A 22056-nucleotide genomic window follows, 5' to 3' on the forward strand; every position below is an offset into this window, starting at 1 on the left:
TACCTTAGACTGAACGTCGATTCCTGCCATCAGCCCGGAACGCTCATGCCCATACCTTCCCCTGCCTTTGCCAGATATCGCTTGTAGTGGCTGCTGCTGGGGTTGAGCCTGCTTCTGTTGCTGCTCGCCCTGCAGCACGCCTTTCATCAGGTCACCGAGCTGAACAAGCGCGACACCATCAATGCCGCCACCCATTTCAGCAGCCAGTACCAGCGCATGGAGGCCTTTCTTGAAGCCATGCGCGGCCAGGCGGAAGAGCGCCTGCGCACCGACCCCAGATCCGTGCTCTCCCACCAGCTGTATCAGGCGCTGCAGGTCGACGGGGAACACGGCATCACCCTGGATCGCATCCCCGTCGGCCTGCCTCCCGCCCTTATCGGCAATCTGACCGGGTTGAGCCCGCGGCCCCCGGCGGACAGTCAGCGGGAAGCCAGAATGCACCTGGCCCTCAGCCTCTCGCCCCTGCTCGCCACCGCCAGCAAGCTGCTGGGCAAGGAGGCGGCCTGGATCTACTTCACCGGCAAGGACAACTTCATCTATCTCTACCCCTGGGTGCCATCGAGTCAGTTTCGCTTCAGCCCCCTCATCTACAACACGGCTTACTGGCAAGAGGCTCTTACTCAACTTTCCCCCTCGGAGCACGCCATCCTGTCGCGCCCCTATCAGGATCTTGCGGGCCAGGGACGGATGGTCACCCTCTCCCAACCCATTACCCAGACCGGCGAGATCACCGGCCTGATCAGCATCGACATCGAGACCGCCACCCTGGCGCAGACCCTGCGCCGGCTCGCCCCCCAGGTGGGTACCCTGTTCCTGGTCAATGCGCACCAGCAGATCCTCGCCAGCAGCCAGTCCGGCACGGCCCCGCCCCTCACCCGGCAGGCGCAACAGGAGACGTATCACTGGCAGCAGGGAGCCTTGCAGCTCACGCACACCATCCCCGGCACCCCGCTCACCCTGATCCATCGCATTGCGCTGCTGCCCCTGCTGCAGATATTGCTGTGGGAGTCGGCCACGGCGCTGCTCACCGTGCTCTGCCTGGTGATCGCGACCCTGTCGGGCCTGCACGTCCGCCGCCTCAACCAGCGCCTGAACTACCTCTCCCGCCACGATGCCCTGACCGGCGCCTTCAACCGCCACTACTTCGATGCCTTCGAACACAGTCATGCCGAGGCCGGCACCCGCCAGATCGGCGCCATCATGTTCGACTGCGATCACTTCAAGCAGGTCAACGACCGCTTCGGCCACGAGGTGGGGGACGAGGTGCTGATCCGGCTGGTGGCGCTGTGCCACACCCTGCTGCCCCGGGAGTGCCACCTGATCCGCTGGGGGGGCGAGGAGTTTCTGCTGCTCGTCACCGACCGGCGCCTCCCCCTGGCCCCCCTCGCCGAGCGGCTGCGCCTTGCCATCGAGGCGCACCCCTGGACTGACATCGCACCCGACCTGAGGGTCACGGTCAGCCTGGGCCATTGCCGCCAGAGTCAGGCCGCCACGTTGCAGGAGGCCATTCGCCGCGCCGATCTCGCTCTCTATCAGGCCAAGGCCAAGGGTCGCAATCGAAGCGAAGGCTGGCGGGATGACGGGCAGGAACAGTCGGGGTAAGCTGGACCCCCAACTCACCATCAGGAGACGCACTGTGTCACGAAAACCCCGCCTGGGCCTGGCCCTGGGTAGCGGCGCCGCCCGAGGATGGGCGCACATCGGCATCATACGGGCGCTGGAGCGCCTCGGCGTCAAACCGGATCTGGTGGCGGGCTGCTCCATCGGCAGCTTCGTCGGCGCCGCCTATGCCGCCGGTGAACTGGACAAGCTGGAGAGCTGGGTACGCGGCTTCAACCGCTTGCAGGTGATGGGGCTGCTCGATCCCGCCCTCTCCGGCGGCCTGTTCCGCGGTGACAAGGTGTTCGGCATCGCCGCCGCCCATCTGGGGGATCCCCCCATGGAGAGTCTGCCGCTCCCCTTCGCCTGCGTCGCCACCGAGCTCGATACCGGCCGCGAGATCTGGTTGCAGCAAGGCCCCCTGCGCCAGTGCGTGCGCGCCTCCTGCGGCATGCCCGGCATTCTGACCCCGACCCGGATCGACGACCGCTGGCTGGTGGATGGCGCCGTGGTCAACCCCGTGCCCATCTCGCTGGCCCGCGCCATGGGGGCCGAGGTAGTGATCGCCGTCAACCTCAACACCGACCTGCACCAACCCTGGACGGACGAACCGGACGAGCCCGCCCCGGGCGGCCTCTTCAGCCAGTGGCTGGGCCGCGGCGAGCCCAGTACCCCGGGCATGTGGGGGGTGATGACCGGCTCCATCAACATCATGCAGGAGCGTATCACCCGGGCCCGGATGGCCGGTGATCCCCCCGAGATCCAGCTCTGCCCCCGCCTTGGCAACCTCTCCATCATGGATTTTCACCGCGCAGGCGAGGCCATCAGCGAGGGAGAGGCTTGCGTCGAGCGCAACCTGGACCAGCTCAAGGAGGAGCTCTCCCGGCTCGGCCTGCTCTGACACTCGGGGATACCCATGAAAAGAGCGCCATCAGGCGCTCTTTTGCTCTCTGGCCCAGAGTTTCAGAACAGCCCCAGCCCCTTGAGCATCACGACCAGGATCAGCAGCGGCGACACGTACCGGATGATAAAGAAGAGCGGCTTGAGGATGGGCAGCGCCAGCGTGCCGCCATTGGTCAGCGCCCCCTTCATCCGCTCGAAACCCCAGACCCAGCCGACGAACAGGCAGAGGAGGATGCCGCCAAGGGGCATCAGTACGTTGGAGGAGATGAAGTCAAACAGATCGAAGAAGGTCTTGCCGGCGATCTGCACCTGCGCCAGCGTGCTGTTGGAGAGCGCACAGGTCGAGCCGACCGCCCCCAGCACCAGCAGGTTGATGAGTGTCGCCTTGCGCCGGCTCATCTGGAAGCGCTCGGAGAGCACAGAGACCGGCACCTCCAGGATCGAGAGCATGGCCCCGGTGGCCGCAATGGCGGAGAGCACGAAGAAGAGCACCATGAAGAGGTGGCCAAACGGAATGCTGGCAAACACCGCCGGGATGGTGATGAACAGCAAGGAGGGGCCGGCACTTGGCTCGAAGCCGAAGGCGAACACGGCCGGGAAAATGGCGATCCCCGCCAGCATGGAGACGAAGAGATCGGCGCACATCACCCGAACCGTGGTGAGGGGGATGTGCTGATCATCCCGAAAGTAGCTGCCATAGGTCATCATGGTGCCCATGCCGATGGAGAGCTTGAAGAACGCCAGTCCCATGGCCGTCAGCACCACGCCGGCGGTCACCTTGGAAAAATCCGGTGAGAACAGGAAGCGCAACCCCTCGCTTGCCCCGGGCAGGGTCAGGCTGCGGATGCCTATCACCAGCAACAGGATGAACAGCAGCGGCATCAGCTTCTTGGTGACCGCCTCGATCCCCTTGGCCACCCCCATCAGCAGTATGCCTCCCATCAGGGCCAGCACCAGCCACTGCCACAGCAGGCTCTGCCAGGGATCCGTGATGAGCGCGTTGAAGGCCGCGCCGGTGACGGCGGGATCGGTCGAGAGGATGTCGCCGCTGGCCGCCTTGAAGATATAGGCAAACACCCAGGCCGCCACCTCGGAGTAGAACGACATGATGAGGAAGGCCGCCGTCACCCCCATGGCCGCAATCAGCCACCAGGGTTGCCCCTTGGGGGCCAGCTTGATGAGCCCGCTCACCACATCGGACTTCGCCTGACGCCCCAGCATGATCTCGGAGATCATCACCGGCAGCCCCACCAGCAGGGTGGCGAGGAGATAGACCAGCAGAAAACCGGCGCCGCCATTCTCCCCGGTCAGGTAGGGGAACTTCCAGATATTGCCGAGCCCGACGGCCGACCCCAGGGTCGCGGCCAGCACGCCAAAGGTACTGGTGAAACCATCTCTTGCCTTGGGAGTGGAATGACTCATATTTGTCTCGTCACATGCATCAGGGATATGAACTCAAAGCGTCGGAATATTCCGGGGATTAATCCAGTTCAACAAATTGATTCAGTTGAAATATTTACTCATGGAGCACGGTTTAATATTTATTTAAACGGAGTATCTTTTTGATAAATAAAAAATGCCGCCCCGAAGGCGGCATTTTTATCCAAGGGCTGGCGATCAGGCCTTGGCAATATCGTCCGGACCAATCTGGCCGATTTCGGCGACTTTCTTGTCAGCCAGCAGCCAGAGGGTGAACTTGTGCAGTTCCGGGTGGTGAGCCAGGGCAACCAGGAAGGCGCCTCCAACTTCACGGTAACCCAGTTCATAGTTCTTCAGCGTGGTTGGGGGGACACCCAGCAGATCAGCAAACTTGGGACGGCTCAGGCCTACCGCTTCGCGGATCTGACGGATCTTCTTGCCAACAGTTACGATATTTGAATTCATGTGTTCCATACTCCGTTCGGCGGATTGACTCCACCTTTATTTTTCGCGACGACTCGTAGTCAAGTGTATCAGTTTTGAACGGACTCGTTATGGTCGAGTCTCTATCTATAATCAGCGTCTTTCGACGACAACCCTAACAAACCTCGGGGATGGTAATCGCAGAGCCGCTTCAGGTAAACAGTCTCGAAAAGAAACCTTTATTCTTGCCCCGCCTTAGCTCGTATAATTCGCCGATTATCCCTTCAGGAGTAACCAATATGGCATTTCCCGGCATCATCTCCCGCCTTCATCCCGGTTCGGGGCCAGACTCTCTCCACCGTCAGCTCAGCCAAGGCCAGCAGACCCGGGCCGAGGCGTTCTGGCTGCCCGCGACCATGCAGGGTGACGCCGCCACCGTGCTGGCCGCGCTGTCCGACAAATGCAGTCTCTATCTCGAAGGTCCGACGACACTGACACTGCGCAGCCACGACGGGATCCTGCAGGAGGATGGCACCCTGAAACTCGGAAATGGCAACCAGATGAAGCTCTCCATGGAGAGAGGAGATGGGGGCATAGTCCCCGAGCAGGGTCTTCAGGAGATGGACACCTGGCTGGCTGCCGGACACCTGCATTTCATCTGTTCAGCCGCGGTTCAGCCTGTGGCGCGGGCCATCCTCAATATCTGGCCCCTCGACCCCTATCTCGCCCGCCATTTTTTGCTCAGTTTCACACCCTTGCTATGCGAAGCAACTGAGGCCGATTATCTCGCAGTCTTCTCGGCAAGGGAAAATGGCGCCACCCCGCAGAATGACTGGGTTCAGGCCTATATGAAGCTTGAGAAAAAGCTGCACCGCGCCTACTTGGATCACTAATAAATTCGAAGAAACAGCCAGTTATCCATACGACACAATTTGCCCCATCCCTTATCTGTGAGCTTGATCATGTTTTGAAATGGGCATAAAGTGCGCCACGTCATCGGAATGACTCGGCTGTTCGTGACGGCGTTTGTGCACTGTCGACAGTGCAACCCGATCACTTGTGCACCCAGATGCGTGCCTCCTGGATGGATCTAGGATCCCTGTTCGTGCCAACTCAGGTTGGTCGACAGAGCCAGCAGCTTAAATAAATTACAAGTGCGAAGCACGTGAACAACGTGCCATCTCAACGAGGATTATTTTATGATGAAAATGGCTCCTTCCATGATCGCCATCGCCATGGCTGCCATGGGTGCAACTGCAGCTCACGCCGCTGACGACATCTACTTCGGTGCCGGTGTTGGTGCAACTCACTTCAACGGTCTGAACAAGATCGAAGGCGTGACCTCTGGTGAAGAAGACGCGACTGCTGCCAACGCATTCGTCGGTTACAACTTCAACGAATACTTCGGTTCCGAGCTGGGCTACCAGTACACCGGCCGTGGTAACACCGATGGCAACCGTTACGAGAGCCAGGGTGCCACCCTGTCCGGTATCGCTCGTCTGCCGCTGGGCTACGACTTCTCCCTGTTCGCTGAAGGCGGCGCCTACTGGGGCCACACCGACGGCCTGGGTACCAGCGACAGCAAGGTATCCCCGCTGGCTGGCGCCGGTGTGACCTACAAGGTCAACGACGCTCTGGACCTGCAAGCTCGCTACCGCTACATGTGGGACGTGGCTGATCTGCACGACGGCAACGTACGCTACAAAGCCGACCAGAGCATTGCGACCCTGGAAGCCGTTTACCACCCGTTCCGCACTTCCTACGTAGCTCCGGCTCCGGCCCCGGTTGTTGAAGAAGCTCCGGCTCCGGCTCCGCAAGTTGTTGAGAAGAACTTCGCCCTGAACTCCGACGTGCTGTTTGCCTTTGGCAAAGACACCCTGAAGGCTGAAGGCGTGGAAGCTCTGAACGCGCTGTACCAGCAGATCATCGAGTTCCAGCCGAAAGACGGTAACGCCGTTGTTGTTGGTTACTCCGACCGTATCGGTTCCGACGCTTACAACCAGAAGCTGTCTGAAGCCCGTGCGCGCACCGTTGCCAACTTCCTGGTCAGCAAGGGCATGGCTGCCAGCAAGGTTGCCATCGAAGGTCGCGGCGAAGCCAACCCGGTCACCGGCACCAAGTGTGACGGCGTCAAGGCCAAGGCTCAGCTGATCTCCTGCCTGGCTCCGGACCGTCGCGTAGAAGTTCGCGTATCCGGCGTACAAGAAGTTCAGCAGTAATCTGACCTCGCTCAGATAACGCAAAAAGGGGATGCCACGGCATCCCCTTTTGCTTTGTCATCTCCCCCAGCGACAGCCCCTGTCTCATCCCCGTTTGTCTTCTTTCCCTCTGCTCTCGTGGTTGTCCCCTGGCACCCGGGCCTGCGCTGCATATCTGAGCAGAAACTTGATCATGCCGATTCAAAAGAATACAGTAGCAACGCTTGTAAGACATTGGATGAACTATTAAAAGTGCTGAACGCCCGGTTAGTTGTCCATGGAGAGCAGCTTCATGAGTATCCAGGTTTCCATCCGTTTTTTATTCAAGCCGTCCGTGATCCATCACGGAGTCGCAACATGAAGTGTCATCTGCGACCGGTATAACAAAGAGTGCGCATTCGCCTGTAGCACGGCAACTCAACGAGGATAAAACGATGAAAATGAAAGTGGCACCAACCCTGATTGCTCTGGCTATCGCAGCCATGGGAACTACCACCGCTCAGGCGGCCAACGACTGGTACACCGGTATGGGTGCTGGTTGGGCATATGGCCATGACCTGGACTCCTTCGGCCTGGATGCCGACAAGGACGCCACCGCGCTCTCCCTGTTCGGCGGCTACAACTTCACCGAAAACTTCGGTGCCGAGCTGGGCTACCTCTATGCCGGCAAGGCTGGCGTCGACGGCGTCGACTTCAAGACCCAGGGCGCGACCCTGTCCGGTATCGCCCGCCTGCCCATGGGTGACATCTTCTCCGTCTTTGCCGAAGGCGGTGCCTATTTCAACCACGTCAACGGCAATGGTGACAGCGACAACGGTACTGCCCCGCTGGCCGGCCTGGGTCTGACCGCCAAGCTCTCCGACCTCCTCGATCTGCAGGCCCGCTACCGCTACATGTGGGATCTGGGTGACGATCAGAAGACCTGGCAGACCGACATGAGCGTCGCCACCCTGGAACTGGTGATGCACCCGAACCGCACCTCCTATGTCGCACCTGTGCCTGCCCCGGCCCCGGAGCCGGCACCTGAGCCCGTCATGGTCGACAAGAACTTCTCCCTGAGCTCCGACGTGCTGTTTGCCTTCGGCAAATCCACCCTGAAGCCGGAAGGTTCCGAGGCCCTCAACACCCTGTATCAGCAGATCGTTGACGTTCAGCCGAAAGATGGCAGCGCAGTGGTGGTAGGTTACACCGACCGCATCGGCTCCGATGCCTACAACCAGAAGCTGTCCGAAGCCCGTGCCCGTACCGTGGCTGACTTCCTGGTCGGCAAGGGTCTGCCGGCAGGCAAGGTCTCCATCGAAGGTCGCGGCGAAGCCAACCCGGTCACCGGCAACCAGTGTGACGGCGTCAAGGGCAAGAACGAGCTGATCTCCTGCCTGGCACCGGATCGCCGCGTCGAAGTGCGCGTCACCGGCGTGCAGGAAGTACAGCAGTAATCGCTTAAGCACCATGCAAAAAAAGGGACCATACGGTCCCTTTTTTATTGCCTGCCGGGGCTGTCACCCTCCCGCTCCCACGCAGAAAAATTGCCCGCCGCTCTCACAGATTTTCCATATAGATGCGCCACTTAAGTGGTTAAAGCGGCCACATCGCCTATACATAGTGTTGGTTATACATAACAAAGGGCTGGGAGCCCTATAACACCCAACATCGACGAGGATACGCGATGAACATAAGACTGAAACCAATCTGGATTGCATTGGCATTGGCGACGGGAGCCGCCCAGGCGGCCCCTGCTCACGACTGGTACATAGGCGCGGGGGCGGGCTGGGCGTGGGCCCATGACATCGACGACTTCAAGATAGGCACGCAAACGGTTCAAGGCGTCGACGACAGCGACAACGCCTACAACGCCTTCGTGGGTTACAACTTCACCGAAAACCTGGGGGCCGAGCTGGGCTATCTGTCGGGAGGCGACTGGGACGTCAACGGCCACGAGTTCAGCAACCAGGGGGCCACCCTGTCGGTGATAGGCCGCCTGCCCCTGGGGGACATCTTCTCGGTGTTCGCCGAAGGGGGTGGTTACCTCTACAGCGTCAAGTCCATCAACGGCAGCGAGGACAACCTGGCGCCGCTGGCAGGGCTCGGGCTGACCGCCAGGTTGCACGACTGGGTCGACATCCAGGCCCGCTACCGCTATCTGGTGCGAGTGGGGGATGACTCGGACAACGACAAGGTGGACAGCGGCACCCATCGCTGGGTCAGCGACATCAGTACCGCCACCATCGAGTTGGTGCTGCACCCCAACCGTACCGTCGCCGCAGCCCCGGTGGCCGCCCCCATGGTAGCGGCTCCGCCCCCGGCACCCGAGCCCGTGGATCAGACCTTCAACCTGAGTTCGGACGTGCTGTTTGCCTTTGGCAAGGCCGACCTCAAGCCGGAAGGCATGGCCGCCCTGGATGATCTCTATCAGCAGATAGCCGACGTCAAGCCCAAGGACGGCAACGCCCTGGTGATGGGGTACACCGACCGCATCGGCTCGGACGCCAACAACCAGGCGCTGTCCGAGGCACGGGCCAGGACGGTGGCGGACTTCCTCATCGGCAAGGGGCTGCCTGCCGACAAGGTGAGCACCCAGGGCAATGGCGAGAGCAACCCTGTCACCGGCACCCAGTGTGATGCCGTCAAGGCCAGGGCCGCCCTCATCGACTGCCTGGCCCCGGATCGCCGGGTCGAGATCCGGGTGACCGGTGTCCATACGCCCACCGAACCCGCCCCCGCCGAGCCCATGCCCGCCGAAGAGCCGGCACAATAATCCCTCTTCTCCACGCAGCCGTGCACAAAAAAGGGATGCTGATGCATCCCTTCTGCGTTTCTTTACCCTTCCAACATCAGAAGGAGGTACGGCGATAGCGGCGGTATTCCGGACGCCAGAAGTTCGCCTCGATGGCCTGATCGATCACCTCGTCCGGGGTCTGCACCGCCTTGCCCTGCAGCATGGCGGTCTTGGCCACCATCTTGGCGATGTAGCGGGAGACCTGGTGGATGTCCGCGAGATCCGGCAGCAGAGAGCCCTCCTCTCCCTTCACCAGGGGGGAGCAGTCCGCCAGGGCGCGGCTGGCCGACATCAGCATGGCATCGGTCACCCGGTTGGCACCGGAGGCGATGACGCCAAGGCCGATCCCCGGGAAGATGAAGGAGTTGTTGCACTGGGCGATGACGTAGCGCTGACCCTTGTACTCCACCGGCGCGAACGGGCTGCCGGTGGCCACCAGCACCTGGCCGTCGGTCCAGCGAATGAGATCCGCCGGGGTCGCTTCCACCCGGGAGGTGGGGTTGGAGAGCGGGAAGATGATGGGACGGGCACAGTGCTTGTGCATGGTCTTCACCACCTCTTCGGTGAACAGGCCAGGCTGACCGGAGACCCCGATCAGGATGTCAGGGCGACCGTGCTCCATCACCTCCAGCAGGGAGATGTTGTCCCCCACCGGCCAGTCCTTGATGCGCTCCAGCGGCTGGGACAGCTTGCGCTGGAAGTCGAGCTGGTTCGGGATCTTGTCGGTGATGAGACCGAAGCGGTCCACCATGAAGACCCGGCCGCGCGCCTCGGCATCCGTCAGCCCTTCGGCCTTCATCTGCGCCACTATCTGCTCGGCGATGCCGCACCCGGCGCTGCCCGCCCCGAGGAAGGCGACCCGCTTCTCGGAGAGCTTGGCACCGGAGGCCTTGCAGGCGGCGATGAGGCTGCCCAGGGTCACGGCGGCCGTGCCCTGGATGTCATCGTTGAAGCAGCACAGCTCGTCCTTGTAGCGGTTGAGCAGCGGGGTGGCATTGCCCTGGGCGAAGTCCTCGAACTGCAGCAGGATATCCGGCCAGCGACGCTTGACCGCCTGGATGAAGGCATCGACGAACTCGTCGTACTCCTCCCCGGAGATGCGCGGGTGGCGCCAGCCCATGTAGAAGGGGTCGTTCAGCAGCTGCTGGTTGTTGGTGCCCACGTCCAGCACCACCGGCAGGCAGTATGCCGGGGAGATGCCGCCACAGGCGGTGTAGAGAGACAGCTTGCCGATGGGAATGCCCATGCCGCCGATGCCCTGATCGCCGAGGCCCAGGATCCGCTCGCCGTCGGTGACCACGATCACCTTGACGTTCTGCTTGGTGGCGTTCTGCAGCATGTCATCGATCCTGTCCTTGTCCGGATAGGAGATGAAAAGGCCGCGCGCACGGCGATAGATGTTGGAGAACTCCTCGCACGCCTTGCCCACGGTCGGGGTGTAGATGACCGGCAGCATCTCGGTCAGGTGGTTGTTCAGCAGGCGGTAGAACAGGGTCTCGTTGGTATCCTGGATGTTGCGCAGATAGATGTGCTTGTCCATGTCGTTGCCAAAGCCCATGAACTGGCGATAGGCACGCTCCGCCTGCTCCTCGATGGTCTCGATGTTCTGGGGCAACAGGCCTTCCAGGTTGAAGCTGCTGCGCTCTTCGCTGGTGAAGGCGCTGCCCTTGTTGAGCAGGGGCGTCTCCAGCAGGGCCGGGCCTGCATAGGGAATATAGAGGGGACGTTTCTGATTATTATCTTCAAACATGGATCTGTACCTTGACTGTGTGGCCCGTCGATCCTATGGGCTTGGGGCAACAATTTCAAAGGGTTTGCGCGTCCGTGGCGAAAGGTTTGCGACCCAGGCGACGAAAGGCCCCTGGGGTCTGACCAGTCAGCCGGCGAAAGCGGTTCGCAAAGTTGGCGCCGTCGCTGTATCCGACCCGGCTGGCCAGCTCGGCCAGCGGCCAGTTGGTGTAGAGCAGCAGCTGGCGCGCCTTGTTCATGCGCAACTGGGTGAGCCAGGCCATGGGCCCCATGCCGAACGCCTGCCGGCAGAGGCGATGCAGGTGGGGCACGGAGCAGGCCATCTGATCCGCGAGCAGGGCCACGCTCCAGGGCTCGTCCAGACGTGCCTCCACCCGGCGAAACAGCGCCTGCAGCCGCAGCTCCGGTGTGCCCCTCCCCTCCCCCTGCAGTGTCCTGTCCAGCAGGGCGAGCAGCAGGCTCAGCAGCTGGGGTTGCAGCGGCGAGCGTATGCCCTCCCCCTGCATCAGGCTGAGCAGATGATAGAGCTGATCTCCCTCCTCCCCCTGCCAGATACGGTGACCGAGCCGGTGCAGGTGCTGCCAGCGCGGCACGTCGTCCAGCAGGATCCAGCTGGTGCGCCACTGCTCCCCCACCAGCTTGAGCCCCCCCGGTACGGCCGCGGGCAAGAAGACCAGGGCCCCGGCAGGAATGACCCGCTCCCCATCATCGGTGAGCAGAGCGCCCCCCTCGTCGTGGCTCATCATGAGGATGTGAAATTCGGGCCGGTTGCGACGGATCAGGTAGTGCTCCCGTATGTTCGACAACCCGGTCAGGAAGATGCCCGCCTCGCCGAGCAGGGGCAGGCCTTCACGCCCCAGCATGCGCTCCTCGCAGGAGGGGGCTATCTCAAGACATTCGTTCGCAAAAGGCATAACACCTCAACAGGATAGTTTTGCACAAGAAAGCAGAGAGAGGCTCACAGTGAAGCCGTCCCTTACCTTCCTTATCATACCCACGACAAACCTTGATTTTCATATACCCGGTTAACATACATGAATTATTGGCAAGCGATTTTAAAACAAACCACCGATCGTGAGTTCATGACCCGATTGTGGCGGCTGGCCCTGCCGGTTTCGCTGCAGTCCATGATGTTCTCCCTGCTCGGTCTCATCGACATCATGATGGTGAGCCAGCTCGGCACCACGGCAGTGGCGGCGGTCGGCTTGGGCAACCGGGTCTTCTTCTTCAATCTGCTGGTGATAGCGGGCCTCTCGGGCGGGGTCTCTGTGTTGGCGGCGCAGTATTATGGTCGCGGCGAGATGGCCGGGGTGCGCCGCTCCCTGGCCCTGGCCCTGGTGGGCGCCCTGGCGGTGAGCCTGCCGTTTGCCCTCGTCTATCTGCTCTCGCCGGGCAGCGTGCTGGGCTTTGCCAGCCAGGATCCCGCACTGCGCGCCCTGGCCGACGAGTTCCTGATGATCACCGGCGCGACCATCCTCTGCACCGCCGTGGTGGTACCCCTGGAGGCGGCCCTGCGCTCGGTCGGCAATGCGGCGGCGCCGACCCGGATTGGCATCGTCGCCATCCTTGCCAACGTCATCCTCAACTATGCCCTCATCTTCGGCCACTTCGGCTTCGAGGCCATGGGGGTGGCTGGCTCGGCCTGGGGCACCACGATTTCACGGCTGCTGCAGACCGCACTGCTGCTCCTTTACGTGTGGCGCATCGAACCCCGTCTGGTGCCGCGCAGGGCAGACTGGTGGGCGGCCTTTCGCCGCAAGGAGGTGGTGCGCTTCACCCTGATCGCCCTGCCGTTGCTGCTACACGACGGGCTCTGGGCCTTCGGCATGCTGCTCTACGGCTTCCTCTACGCTCACCTCGGTACCGATTCCCTGGCCATCATGACCACGCTCGGGACGCTCGAGAGCATCCTCATCTCCCTCTTCTTCGGGCTGGCGGTGGCCTGCTCCACCCTGCTCGGCCACCGGCTCGGGGCCGAGGAGTATGACGAGGCCTGGCAGCACTCCCAGCTCTTCCTGCTGCTTGCTCCCGTCGGGGCCCTGCTGGTGGGGATCGCCGTCTGGCTGATGCAGGCCAGCCTGCTGCAGTGGGTCGGCAATCTGCCCGGCGAGCTGATGGGAGAGGCGGGCCAGGTCCTTGCCATCCTGTGTCTCGGCATGTTGCTCAAGGTATTCAATATGGTGGGTATCGTCGGCGTACTGCGTTCGGGGGGAGATGTGAACTACAGCATCTTCATCGACATCGTCGGCATGTGGTGCATCGGTCTGCCGCTTGCCTGGGTGGCGGTCAGCCTGCTCGGCTGGCCCCTCTCCTGGGTGGTGGCCGTGGTGCTGCTGGAGGAGCTCTCCAAGGTATTGCTGGTGCAGCGCCGCATTCGCCAGCGCCGCTGGCTTCGCAACCTGGTGATGGGCTGAGAGGGGGCAAGCCGGGCAAATGCGGGGTCATATCAATGACAGAAAATCCCCCTTTGCAGTATGCTGGCCGCCTCTTCAATCAGCGACGGGGCGCGCCCCGCCCCGTCAGCAGTCGTTAAAGGAGATGCACATGCAACCACAAAAAGAGCTGATCACCGAGACGGCCCTGCTGGAGATGGCCAACAAGATCATCCGGGAACACGAGGACTTCATCCACGGCATGCGCGCCGACACGGTGGAGCAGAAGGGGGACATCCTGGTGTTCAAGGGGGAGTTCTTCCTGGCCGAGGATGGCACCCCGACCGGCAAGACCATGGCCGTCTTCAACATGTTCAAGCTGCTGGCCCAGCAGCTCTCTGGCAAATACCGGCTGGGCTGATCCCGCCCCGGGATGCCGCCCTCAGGCGGCATCCGCTCCGGCGACAGAAGGCTCGTCGGGCACCTTGCCGGCTTCCCCCACCACACAGTTGCGCCCCGCCATCTTGGCCATGTAGAGGCTCTCGTCCACCCGGTTGAGCAGCGCCTCGATGCCCTCGCCTCGCCGGGCCAGGGTCAGGCCGATACTCACCGTCACCTCCAGCAGCTCGTCGGACGTCGGGCTCTTCACCAGCCGCGCCTCCACCGCCACTCGCAGCCGCTCCGCCACCCGTGTTGCCTGGGCCTGATCCGGACAGCGGGGCAGCAGGATGGCAAACTCCTCGCCACCATAGCGCCCCAGCACCATGCCGGGTTCCAGCTGCTCCGCCAGGGTCGCCGCCACCTCCTTGAGCACCGCATCCCCCGCCAGATGGCCGAAGGTGTCGTTGATGCGCTTGAAGCGGTCCAGATCCAGCAGCAACACGGCAAACGGCGTCTGTTTACGGATCATGGCGGCCCTCGCCTTCTCCAGCTGTTTCATCAGCAGGCGGCGGTTCATCATGCCGGTCAGCTCGTCCGTGGTGGACTCCCGGTAGAGCTGCAACAGCATGTTGAGCTGGCCGCACTGCACCCAGGCACTGGCGATGGCAAAGAGCCCCAGCAGCCAGATCTGGTTGAGGGTCTGCACGCTCCAGACCGGCTGACCCACCAGCAGCCAGTTGCCGGCCAGCATGGTGACCAGGATGCCTCCCGCCAGCTGCAGGCTGAGAGAGAGAGGAATGGGGAAGATGGCAAACAGGCTGATGAGCAGGTAGGGAAACGCCATGTAGCCCGCCTGCAGCTCCTGATCCGCACCGAAGCTGTGCAGGCAGATGAGGGAGAAGAGCATCATCACCGCCATCAGATAACCCAGCGCCAGCTTCATGCGTTCGCGCCTGAAGTGGATGAGATAGGAGAGCGGGATCAGCGGCGAGAGGGCAAGCAGGCAGAAGATCCTAAGCTGGAACAGCGCCTCGAACTGGGCCGCAGGCAGGGTCAGCCAGTCCACCAGCGCCCAGGTGGGGAGTCCCACCATCAGCAGGCAGGTGAGCAACCGCAGTCGCACCGTCATGAAGCCCATGCGGGTCAGGGTAAAGTCTTCGGAGTGGGCACGGGCACTCCAGAACTCCGACAGCTTCAGCATCCAGAGTCTCCATCTTCCAACTGAGGGCTCATTCTACACCGTCCCCGTCGGGATGCATCAGCATGCGCCCGGTTTGTGACGGAAGCGGCCTCACCGCCATCATCATGAACCTGCTGCTGCCAGAACACACTCCCCAGGCCTGACGCCCCGCCATGTCACAGGTAAAGCCCCGCCGTGTGGGGCTTTACCTGCCTGCTCGCGACGGGTAGTGTGCAAGACCCGTCAATCTTCAGGATCCTGCCATGCCCTATCGCCTGCTTCCCCCTCAGCCTGAAGGTCACACGCCGGATCACATCCTCGCCCAGGAGCAACTCTGGCTGCGGGAGTGCGCCCGGGACGGTCAGCCCCGCGCCCACCTCTGGCAGGGCCCCCAATGCCTCATCGTCACCCGCAAGGACACCCGCCTGCCCCGCTACCAGGACGCCTGCGAACAGCTTGCCGCCGAGGGCTGGCCCGTGTTCGTGCGCGACAGCGGCGGCACCGCCGTGCCCCACGGCGCCGGCATCCTCAATCTGTCCCTCATGCTGCCCCGCACCACCACGGATCTCGCCCACTACTACCGCTTGCTGGGGGCACCGCTGCTGAGCGTGCTGGCCGGATACGGCCTCGAGGGAAGCTATGATTTCGTGCCCGGCTCGTTTTGCGACGGCCAGTACAACCTGGTGATCGGGGGGCGCAAGGTGACTGGTACCGCCCAGCGCTGGCTGGCCCCCGGGCAGGATCACGGTGGCGCCGTGCTGGCTCAGGCCATGCTGCTGGTGGCCGGCAACGTGGATGAAGGCACCCGGATGGCGAGCCGCTTCTACGAGTTGGCAGGCGGGGAGCTGCGCTTTCTGCCGGGCACCTCCACCACCCTGGCGCAAGCCATCCATTGGCAAGGGAACCATGGCGAGCTGGTGGCCGAGGTCAGCCACCGGCTGCGGCAGCAGCTGACGGCTGATTAAGTGCTCTTCCGTGGCCCCCTTGAGTGACCATTCCCTTCAACGGTCCAACAAAAAAGCCACGACCCGGGTCGTGGCTTTTTTATTTGAATGGATGGTCGTGGCATCAGGCCGTCTGCGGCTCGGGCTCGGACTCCGTATCCCGGTCCCGACTGAAGTAGGCGCGGGTCTCGGCGATCACCACGTGGCGCAGGCCGATGAGGCCGATGAGGTTGGGCACCGCCATCAGGCCGTTGACGATGTCGGCCAGGAGCCAAATCATGTCCAGATGCAGGAAGGCACCGCTCGCCACCAGCACCAGATAGACCAGGCGATAGGGCTTGATCGCCTTCACCCCGAACAGGTACTCGGTGCAGCGCTCGCCGTAGTAGTTCCAGCCAAGGATGGTGGTAAAGGCGAAGAACAGGAGGCCGATGCTCACCAGGTACTGGCCGACATGGGCATCCAGCCCCTGGGCAAAGGCCAGACTGGTCATGGCCGCGCCGCTCGCATCGCCGCTCCACACCCCGGTCACCACCAGGGTCAGGCCGGTCATGGTGCAGATGATGATGGTGTCGATGAAGGTGCCTGTCATGGAGACCAGCCCCTGCTCCACGCAGGAATCCGTCTTGGCCGCTGCCGCCGCGATGGGGGCCGACCCCAGCCCCGACTCGTTGGAGAAGACCCCGCGCGCCACCCCGGACTGGATCGCCAGCATGATGCCGGCGCCGACAAAGCCGCCGGTCGCCGCATGGCCGGTGAAGGCACTCTCAATCACCAGCATGACGGCATCCGGCAGGGCGCTGGCGTTGTTCACCAGCACGCCCAGACAGGCGACGATGTAGAAGATGGCCATGAAGGGCACCACCTTGCTCGACACGCTGGAGATGGACTGGATGCCCCCCAGGGTCACCAGCGCCACGATCAGGGTCAGCACCACGGCGGTCACTTCACGGGGTACCGAGAAGGAGAGGCTCATGGCATCACTGATGGCGTTGACCTGGGGAAAGGTGCCGATGCCGAAGAAGGCGACGCCGATGCCGAACAGGGCAAACAGCTTGGCGAGCGGTTTGGAGCCGAGCCCCTTCTCCAGATAGTACATGGGGCCGCCCGCCATCTGGCCGTTGGCGTCCTGCTGGCGATATTTCACCGCCAGCAGGCACTCGGCGTACTTGGTGGCCATGCCGAACAGGGCGGCCATCCACATCCAGAACAGGGCGCCCGGGCCGCCCAGCTTGATGGCGGTGGCGACCCCGACGATGTTGCCGGTGCCGATTGTGGCGGAGAGAGCGGTGCAGAGGGCGCCGAAGCTGGAGACATCCCCCTGCTTGCCCTGGCCCTGATCGCGGCCAAAGACCAGCTTGAGAGCGAGCGGCAAACGCACGATCTGAAGCAGACCCAGACGCAGAGTAAGATAGATGCCGGTCCCGACCAGCAGGATCAGCAGGGGTGGTCCCCAGACAAAGCTATCGATGGCGGCGAGCGCCGATTGAATTGATGACATGCATCCTCCTTAAAAAACAACGATTAAGGAGGAGAAGGATGATCTTCCCATAGGTGTCGCGATCGGCCAGAGGCGATCGGATGCGGGCCAAGCCCAGGTACAACCATCCCATCCCCTCTGTCCTTTTGCCTGAGAGTTTCCGGCGCCAGATTGCGATGCAATCACGGTGCCTTGCTCCTTCGGCGCCCGATTCAACGGGTCTCTCCAGAGTATCGTCCAGTAGCAGTCCACACCGGTTTCCCGGTACCTGAAAGATTCACTTCTTCGGTGGATGGTTGCCCATCGCTCTCCTGCTACCTTCATCCGAACTAGTTTGGATTAGGAAGCGGGCATGGTAATCCAAAAAATGTGAGCTGTCTCCCACTCGTGCCCTGCTCCACCGCTTTTTTCCGTTCTCCCCCCTGAACAGGGAAAAATGCTAAATGTTTGTTAACTATCAATGCTTTACCTCTCACCACCGGATTCGGTTCCTTCCGACGCTCGACAGGGGGGTTTATATCGATAGCCCCTTTCGTCTCGACCAGAAAAACTTGACGACATATTCAATCAAAAGGGTTGCACACAAACTCAATAAGCCGATAATCCATCGCATAACTAAGCACTTCGCAAGGAAGTTATGCAGTGTGCCTGGTTGGTCCCACCGGACCGCTCGCCTGACCCGGCCGTCGCCGGTTCAATCGCATATGGCTTGGGCATATCACGCCCCCTAAGGATGACCAAAAGAGAATGAACGAGACCCTGGTTGCACAAGATTACCGTCAGCTGGTTGAACAATTCGGCTCCCCCCTGCTGCTGCTCGACAAGGCAGCCGTCCGCAAACAGTATCGGGCCCTGGCGGCCGCCCTGCCCGATGTACGATTGCACTATGCACTCAAACCCCTGCCCCACGAGGCAGTGGTCTCTGTCTTGAAGGAAGAGGGGGCCTGTTTCGATCTGGCCACCAATGGCGAAGTGGATCTGGTGCGCAGTCAGGGTGTCCGCCCGGGACGCTGCATTCATACCCATCCCATCAAGCGCGACAGCGACATCCGCTATGCGCTGGAGTACGGCTGCACCGTGTTCGTCTACGACAACCCGCTGGAGCTGGAGAAATTCCTGCCCTACAAGGACGAGGTGAAACTGCTGCTGCGGGTGAGCTTCCCGAACCCCGAGACCAAGGTCGACCTCTCCAAGAAGTTCGGCTGCACGCCGGAGCAGGCACTGCCGCTGCTGCAGCTGGCCCAGGCCAAGGGGATCAAGGTGATGGGGCTGTCGTTCCACGTCGGCTCCCAGGTCCCCCACCCCCGTCGCCACGTACAGGCCATCGACGCCTGCCGCGAGATCATGGAGCAGGCCTGGGCGCTCGGGCTCAAGCCCTGGGTGCTGGACATCGGCGGCGGTTTCCCGGTCGACTATGACGGGGGCGAGTTCGACATCGACGGCTTCTGCGCTCCGATCCGCGAGGCCCTGGCCAAGCTGCCCGCCACCGTGCAGAAGATCGCCGAGCCGGGCCGTTTCATCAGTGCGCCGGCCATGACCTCGGTGGCCAGCGTCATGGGCAAGGCCCATCGCGGCGACAAGATCTGGTACTACCTGGATGACGGTCTCTACGGCAGCTACAACGGCCAGCTCTACGACCATGTCACCTACCCGGTAAGCACCCCCTACGCCCAGGGCTCGCTGCACAATGCCGTGCTCTCCGGCCCGACCTGCGACAGCGTGGACGTCATTCGCGATGGCATCATGCTGCCGGATCTCGAGATTGGGGAGCTGGTCGTGGGCCGGGTGATGGGTGCCTACACCTGGGCGTCGGCCTCCACCTTCAACTTCTTCCCCAAGGCGAGCATCCTCATCCTGGACAGCGCCCAGAAACAGAAACTGGTCGCCGTGGCCTGACGGGCACAACACAGCGCACAAAAAAGAGGGGAAGCATCGGCTTCCCCTCTCTCGTTTCATCGTCAGGCTAGATGAACTGGCTCGTCAGCAGCCAACCGGTGTAGGCGACGAAGCAGGCGAGCAGCACGCCCCCCTCCAGCCGGTTGATACGCCCCTGTCCCTTGCGGCCCAGGCACATCACCAGCAGCACCAGGGTCAGACCCATCATCAGGCTCCAGTCCCGGGAGAGCACCTCGGGCGCCACGTCCAGCGGCTGGATGCCGGCGGCGATGCCCACCACCGCCAGGGTGTTGAACAGGTTGGAGCCCAGCACGTTGCCAAGGGCCAGATCGTGCTCGTTCTTGCGAATGGCGATGAGGGAGGAAGCGAGCTCCGGCAACGAGGTACCGACGGCGACGATGGTGAGACCAATCACCAGATCGCTGATGCCGAAGCCCTGGGCGATGGTCACCGCCCCCCACACCAGCAGGCGGGAAGCGCCGATCAGCAGCACCAGCCCCAGCACCAGCCAGAACAAGGCGACCTTGAGGGACATACCCTCGCTCTCGATGTCTTCCTCGGTCTCCGTATCCAGCGCATCGCCCTTGCCGTTCATGCCGGCCCAGATGGACCAGCCCATCAGCGCCACGAACACGACCCCCAGAATGACCGCATCGGTGCGGCCCAGATGGCCGTCGATGAGCAGGGCACCGGAGAGCAGCGTGATGCCGAGCAGGATGGGGATCTCCTTGCGCACCACCTGGGAGGCCACCGCAATGGGGCTGATCAGGGCCGTCAGGCCCAGGATCAGGGCGATGTTGGTGATGTTGGAGCCATAGGCGTTACCGAGCGCGAGCCCGGGGTTGCCCTGGGACGCGGCCAGGGCCGACACCACCATCTCGGGAGCAGAGGTACCAAAACCGATGATCACCATGCCGATGAGCAGCGGCGGCATGCCGGCATAACGGGCGGTCGCGGCGGCGCCGTCCACAAACTTGTCCGCACTCCAGACCAGCAACGCCAGTCCGGCAATCAAGGCAACAAAAGCCAGGGTCATATTCTTCCATCTCATCCACGGCAAACACGAGAGCCAGGCGCAAGCCTGGCTCCATCCAAAAACGGGCTCAGTGTAACGAGGCCGCTTGCTATTTCAAGGACTAATCAAACAACGATTAATCTTTCACAGCGCCGCCAGCAGACTCTGGGCATCGGAGACCTCGAACTTGCCGGGCGCCTCCACGAAGAGCTGCTCCACCACACCGTCGTTGGCGATGAGGGCGAAGCGCTGGGCGCGCATGCCACCAAAGGCACCGGTCTCCTTGGCAAGACCCAGTGCCCGGGTCCAGCTGCCGTCACCATCCGCCAGCATGGTGATGGCATCGGCGTTCTGGGCCTGCTGCCACGCCTTCATCACGAAGGCATCGTTGACCGACAGACAGCAGATGGCATCCACGCCCCTGGCCTTGAACTGGTCCGCCAGCACCACGTAGCCAGGAAGATGGGCGTTGGAGCAGGTGGGGGTAAAGGCGCCGGGGACGGCAAACAGCACCACCCGCTTGCCTGCAAACAGGGCCCGGGTATCCAGTACCTGCTTGCCCTCGGCGGTGATAAAGGTAAATTCCCCTGCGGGCAGGGATTGACCGACCGTGATCATGATGACGCATCCTTAGGTGACCGAAAGAGGCTCAGTCTACTCCAGGCCGGAGGGCAAGGACACAGGTCACAGACGCCGGCGTCTGGCGACATCACCCTATGGCGAGCGCCGCGCCTGCCAGGTGGCGATCGCGAGCAGGGAGTCCGGCGTGAACTCCTCTGCCCGCCCGGCAATCTCGTCGAGGCTCATCCAGTGCACCTCGCTCACCTCCTCCGCCTGCAGTTGAACGGGCCCCTGATAATGGCAGCTGAAGAGGCCGCCCCAGACCCGGTAAGCCCCGCCTCTCGCCTCCCCTTCTGCATAGAAGGTGCCGAAATCCTGCAGGGGGACGTCACGAATCCCCAGCTCCTCCGCCAGCTCGCGCCGGGCGGAAGGCGCCATCGCCTCCCCCGTGGTCACCACGCCACCGGCGCAGGCATCCAGCATGCCGGGACAGAAGTCCTTGGCCAGGGTACGCCGTTGCACCAGCACGCGCCCGGCATCATCCAGCACCAGGATATAGCTGGCACGATGGCGCAGGTTCTCCTGACGCACCCTGGCACGCTCCGCCACCCCGATCACCCGGTCCTGTTCATCTACTATGTCCACCCACTCCACGCGCGGCACCTTCGTCAATCCAGAGATGGCCGCAGTATATCGGGGCCAGGGCCTTGTACGGCACTACTTTTTCCTCCCCTGTCTCTGAGGCCGTCATGCCGAAAAGCGGATTCATACAAACCACCCACAACTGTCACATCACTGTCACCGTTGCTGGGCATAGTGTGCCCTGTCCAAGCAACAGGGTCTCTCGTCATGAAGGTGTTCAAGCAGTTGTCTCCCCGTCGAATCGCCCGCTATATCAAGAGCTCCCATCATGGAAGCTTCATGGTAGAGGCGCTGGGACGGTTCGAGTTTCAGGGGGGCGTCATCGATGTGACGGGGCTGAGCTGTCGTCAGGCCCTGCGTCTGGCCCGGCAGATCAACCTGGCCGTGCGCGACCTGCGCACCACCACCCTGCTGCCGGGCTGACATACTCCTTTCTGTCTGTAGTCTGCTTCCATGCTCTTAGTTGCCCGCCGCTCACCGGAGCATGCGGGCTTTTTTTATGGGCGACGTCGCACCCT

At 62.4% G+C, this 22056-nt stretch carries 20 protein-coding genes and 1 riboswitch; of the genes, 11 read left to right on the forward strand and 9 right to left on the reverse strand.

The genetic code is table 11. The features are described from left to right. The first annotated feature begins 90 nt into the window (after window positions 1–90). Together I6L45_RS00690 and I6L45_RS00695 are read left to right on the forward strand one after the other, a co-directional pair. Window positions 91–1602 carry a sensor domain-containing diguanylate cyclase gene (locus I6L45_RS00690; protein ID WP_254204386.1) on the forward strand — a complete coding sequence of 504 codons (1512 nt, stop codon included), beginning with the start codon at window positions 91–93 and terminating at the stop codon, window positions 1600–1602. Window positions 1603–1636: 34 nt separating this feature from the next. Next, window positions 1637–2500 (forward strand): patatin-like phospholipase family protein, encoded by an 864-nt coding sequence (locus tag I6L45_RS00695; protein WP_043758901.1) that lies wholly within the window; start codon window positions 1637–1639, stop codon window positions 2498–2500. Window positions 2501–2562: 62 nt separating this feature from the next. Here I6L45_RS00695 and I6L45_RS00700 read toward each other — a convergent pair whose 3' ends face one another. Together I6L45_RS00700 and I6L45_RS00705 are read right to left on the reverse strand one after the other, a co-directional pair. Further along, window positions 2563–3924 (reverse strand): sodium-dependent transporter, encoded by a 1362-nt coding sequence (locus I6L45_RS00700; RefSeq protein WP_210550179.1) that lies wholly within the window; start codon window positions 3922–3924, stop codon window positions 2563–2565. A 195-nt stretch (window positions 3925–4119) separates the two neighbouring features. Next, window positions 4120–4386: a DNA-binding transcriptional regulator gene (locus I6L45_RS00705; protein WP_005298604.1), complete on the reverse strand. Its 267-nt coding sequence runs from the start codon at window positions 4384–4386 to the stop codon at window positions 4120–4122. Window positions 4387–4643: 257 nt separating this feature from the next. Here I6L45_RS00705 and I6L45_RS00710 point away from each other — a divergent pair, with 257 nt between their 5' ends. From I6L45_RS00710 to I6L45_RS00725, 4 genes are all read left to right on the forward strand, one after another. After that, complete coding sequence (locus I6L45_RS00710) at window positions 4644–5237, forward strand: hypothetical protein (RefSeq protein ID WP_216983162.1); 594 nt, start codon at window positions 4644–4646, stop codon at window positions 5235–5237. 306 nt (window positions 5238–5543) lie between these two features. Next, a complete protein-coding gene (gene ompA, locus I6L45_RS00715) occupies window positions 5544–6563 on the forward strand; it encodes a porin OmpA (RefSeq protein ID WP_043758893.1) in 1020 nt (339 codons plus the stop codon). A gap of 413 nt (window positions 6564–6976) precedes the next feature. Continuing rightward, entirely contained in the window at window positions 6977–7978 is a 1002-nt protein-coding gene (gene ompA / locus I6L45_RS00720; RefSeq protein ID WP_043758892.1) for a porin OmpA, read from the forward strand. Between the two features lie 230 nt (window positions 7979–8208). Continuing rightward, window positions 8209–9297, forward strand: coding sequence for an OmpA family protein (locus tag I6L45_RS00725; RefSeq protein ID WP_134697258.1), 1089 nt, complete (start codon window positions 8209–8211; stop codon window positions 9295–9297). 76 nt (window positions 9298–9373) lie between these two features. Here I6L45_RS00725 and I6L45_RS00730 read toward each other — a convergent pair whose 3' ends face one another. Then, window positions 9374–11068: an NAD-dependent malic enzyme gene (locus tag I6L45_RS00730; protein ID WP_043758888.1), complete on the reverse strand. Its 1695-nt coding sequence runs from the start codon at window positions 11066–11068 to the stop codon at window positions 9374–9376. A 55-nt stretch (window positions 11069–11123) separates the two neighbouring features. Then, window positions 11124–11981 carry an AraC family transcriptional regulator gene (locus I6L45_RS00735; protein WP_216983163.1) on the reverse strand — a complete coding sequence of 286 codons (858 nt, stop codon included), beginning with the start codon at window positions 11979–11981 and terminating at the stop codon, window positions 11124–11126. Window positions 11982–12101: 120 nt separating this feature from the next. Here I6L45_RS00735 and I6L45_RS00740 point away from each other — a divergent pair, with 120 nt between their 5' ends. Together I6L45_RS00740 and I6L45_RS00745 are read left to right on the forward strand one after the other, a co-directional pair. After that, window positions 12102–13481 (forward strand): MATE family efflux transporter, encoded by a 1380-nt coding sequence (locus I6L45_RS00740; RefSeq protein ID WP_043758884.1) that lies wholly within the window; start codon window positions 12102–12104, stop codon window positions 13479–13481. 130 nt (window positions 13482–13611) lie between these two features. Further along, a complete protein-coding gene (locus I6L45_RS00745) occupies window positions 13612–13860 on the forward strand; it encodes a YciN family protein (RefSeq protein ID WP_043758882.1) in 249 nt (82 codons plus the stop codon). A 21-nt stretch (window positions 13861–13881) separates the two neighbouring features. Here I6L45_RS00745 and I6L45_RS00750 read toward each other — a convergent pair whose 3' ends face one another. Continuing rightward, window positions 13882–15021: a diguanylate cyclase gene (locus I6L45_RS00750; RefSeq protein ID WP_216983164.1), complete on the reverse strand. Its 1140-nt coding sequence runs from the start codon at window positions 15019–15021 to the stop codon at window positions 13882–13884. A 242-nt stretch (window positions 15022–15263) separates the two neighbouring features. Between I6L45_RS00750 and I6L45_RS00755 the strand changes: the two genes are divergently transcribed. Then, entirely contained in the window at window positions 15264–15965 is a 702-nt protein-coding gene (locus tag I6L45_RS00755) for a protein ligase (protein ID WP_216983165.1), read from the forward strand. A gap of 103 nt (window positions 15966–16068) precedes the next feature. Here the strand turns inward: I6L45_RS00755 and I6L45_RS00760 are convergent, their stop codons facing one another. Further along, on the reverse strand, window positions 16069–17445 hold the full coding sequence (locus I6L45_RS00760) for a sodium:alanine symporter family protein (RefSeq protein ID WP_134697252.1): 1377 nt from the start codon (window positions 17443–17445) through the stop codon (window positions 16069–16071). Window positions 17446–17552: 107 nt separating this feature from the next. Continuing rightward, a riboswitch (glycine riboswitch) is annotated at window positions 17553–17663 on the reverse strand. Window positions 17664–18171: 508 nt separating this feature from the next. On the opposite strand from I6L45_RS00760, the gene I6L45_RS00765 reads away from it, so the two are divergent. After that, window positions 18172–19320: a type III PLP-dependent enzyme gene (locus I6L45_RS00765; RefSeq protein WP_216983166.1), complete on the forward strand. Its 1149-nt coding sequence runs from the start codon at window positions 18172–18174 to the stop codon at window positions 19318–19320. 67 nt (window positions 19321–19387) lie between these two features. Here the strand turns inward: I6L45_RS00765 and I6L45_RS00770 are convergent, their stop codons facing one another. From I6L45_RS00770 to yfcD, 3 genes are all read right to left on the reverse strand, one after another. Then, the gene (locus I6L45_RS00770; RefSeq protein WP_216983167.1) at window positions 19388–20356 is read right to left on the reverse strand and encodes a calcium/sodium antiporter; all 969 of its coding nucleotides are present in this window, start codon (window positions 20354–20356) and stop codon (window positions 19388–19390) included. Between the two features lie 123 nt (window positions 20357–20479). Beyond that, on the reverse strand, window positions 20480–20953 hold the full coding sequence (locus I6L45_RS00775; RefSeq protein WP_134697251.1) for a peroxiredoxin: 474 nt from the start codon (window positions 20951–20953) through the stop codon (window positions 20480–20482). Between the two features lie 96 nt (window positions 20954–21049). Beyond that, the gene (gene yfcD / locus I6L45_RS00780) at window positions 21050–21550 is read right to left on the reverse strand and encodes an NUDIX hydrolase YfcD (RefSeq protein ID WP_134697259.1); all 501 of its coding nucleotides are present in this window, start codon (window positions 21548–21550) and stop codon (window positions 21050–21052) included. A 195-nt stretch (window positions 21551–21745) separates the two neighbouring features. Here yfcD and I6L45_RS00785 point away from each other — a divergent pair, with 195 nt between their 5' ends. Further along, window positions 21746–21961 carry a DUF1107 family protein gene (locus I6L45_RS00785; protein ID WP_216983168.1) on the forward strand — a complete coding sequence of 72 codons (216 nt, stop codon included), beginning with the start codon at window positions 21746–21748 and terminating at the stop codon, window positions 21959–21961. Window positions 21962–22056: the final 95 nt, after the last annotated feature.

Source organism: Aeromonas sp. FDAARGOS 1415, assembly GCF_019048365.1.
In the GTDB taxonomy this organism is placed as follows: Bacteria; Pseudomonadota; Gammaproteobacteria; order Enterobacterales; family Aeromonadaceae; genus Aeromonas; species Aeromonas taiwanensis.

Coding starts and splice junctions, on each gene's coding strand:
- I6L45_RS00700 (WP_210550179.1), bottom strand. CDS start 3,924: ATGAGTCATTCCACTCCCAAGGCAAGAGATGGTTTCACCAGTACCTTT.
- I6L45_RS00705 (WP_005298604.1), bottom strand. CDS start 4,386: ATGAATTCAAATATCGTAACTGTTGGCAAGAAGATCCGTCAGATCCGC.
- I6L45_RS00710 (WP_216983162.1), top strand. CDS start 4,644: ATGGCATTTCCCGGCATCATCTCCCGCCTTCATCCCGGTTCGGGGCCA.
- ompA (WP_043758893.1), top strand. CDS start 5,544: ATGATGAAAATGGCTCCTTCCATGATCGCCATCGCCATGGCTGCCATG.
- ompA (WP_043758892.1), top strand. CDS start 6,977: ATGAAAATGAAAGTGGCACCAACCCTGATTGCTCTGGCTATCGCAGCC.
- I6L45_RS00725 (WP_134697258.1), top strand. CDS start 8,209: ATGAACATAAGACTGAAACCAATCTGGATTGCATTGGCATTGGCGACG.
- I6L45_RS00730 (WP_043758888.1), bottom strand. CDS start 11,068: ATGTTTGAAGATAATAATCAGAAACGTCCCCTCTATATTCCCTATGCA.
- I6L45_RS00735 (WP_216983163.1), bottom strand. CDS start 11,981: ATGCCTTTTGCGAACGAATGTCTTGAGATAGCCCCCTCCTGCGAGGAG.
- I6L45_RS00740 (WP_043758884.1), top strand. CDS start 12,102: ATGAATTATTGGCAAGCGATTTTAAAACAAACCACCGATCGTGAGTTC.
- I6L45_RS00745 (WP_043758882.1), top strand. CDS start 13,612: ATGCAACCACAAAAAGAGCTGATCACCGAGACGGCCCTGCTGGAGATG.
- I6L45_RS00750 (WP_216983164.1), bottom strand. CDS start 15,021: ATGCTGAAGCTGTCGGAGTTCTGGAGTGCCCGTGCCCACTCCGAAGAC.
- I6L45_RS00755 (WP_216983165.1), top strand. CDS start 15,264: ATGCCCTATCGCCTGCTTCCCCCTCAGCCTGAAGGTCACACGCCGGAT.
- I6L45_RS00760 (WP_134697252.1), bottom strand. CDS start 17,445: ATGTCATCAATTCAATCGGCGCTCGCCGCCATCGATAGCTTTGTCTGG.
- I6L45_RS00765 (WP_216983166.1), top strand. CDS start 18,172: ATGAACGAGACCCTGGTTGCACAAGATTACCGTCAGCTGGTTGAACAA.
- I6L45_RS00770 (WP_216983167.1), bottom strand. CDS start 20,356: ATGACCCTGGCTTTTGTTGCCTTGATTGCCGGACTGGCGTTGCTGGTC.
- I6L45_RS00775 (WP_134697251.1), bottom strand. CDS start 20,953: ATGATCACGGTCGGTCAATCCCTGCCCGCAGGGGAATTTACCTTTATC.
- I6L45_RS00785 (WP_216983168.1), top strand. CDS start 21,746: ATGAAGGTGTTCAAGCAGTTGTCTCCCCGTCGAATCGCCCGCTATATC.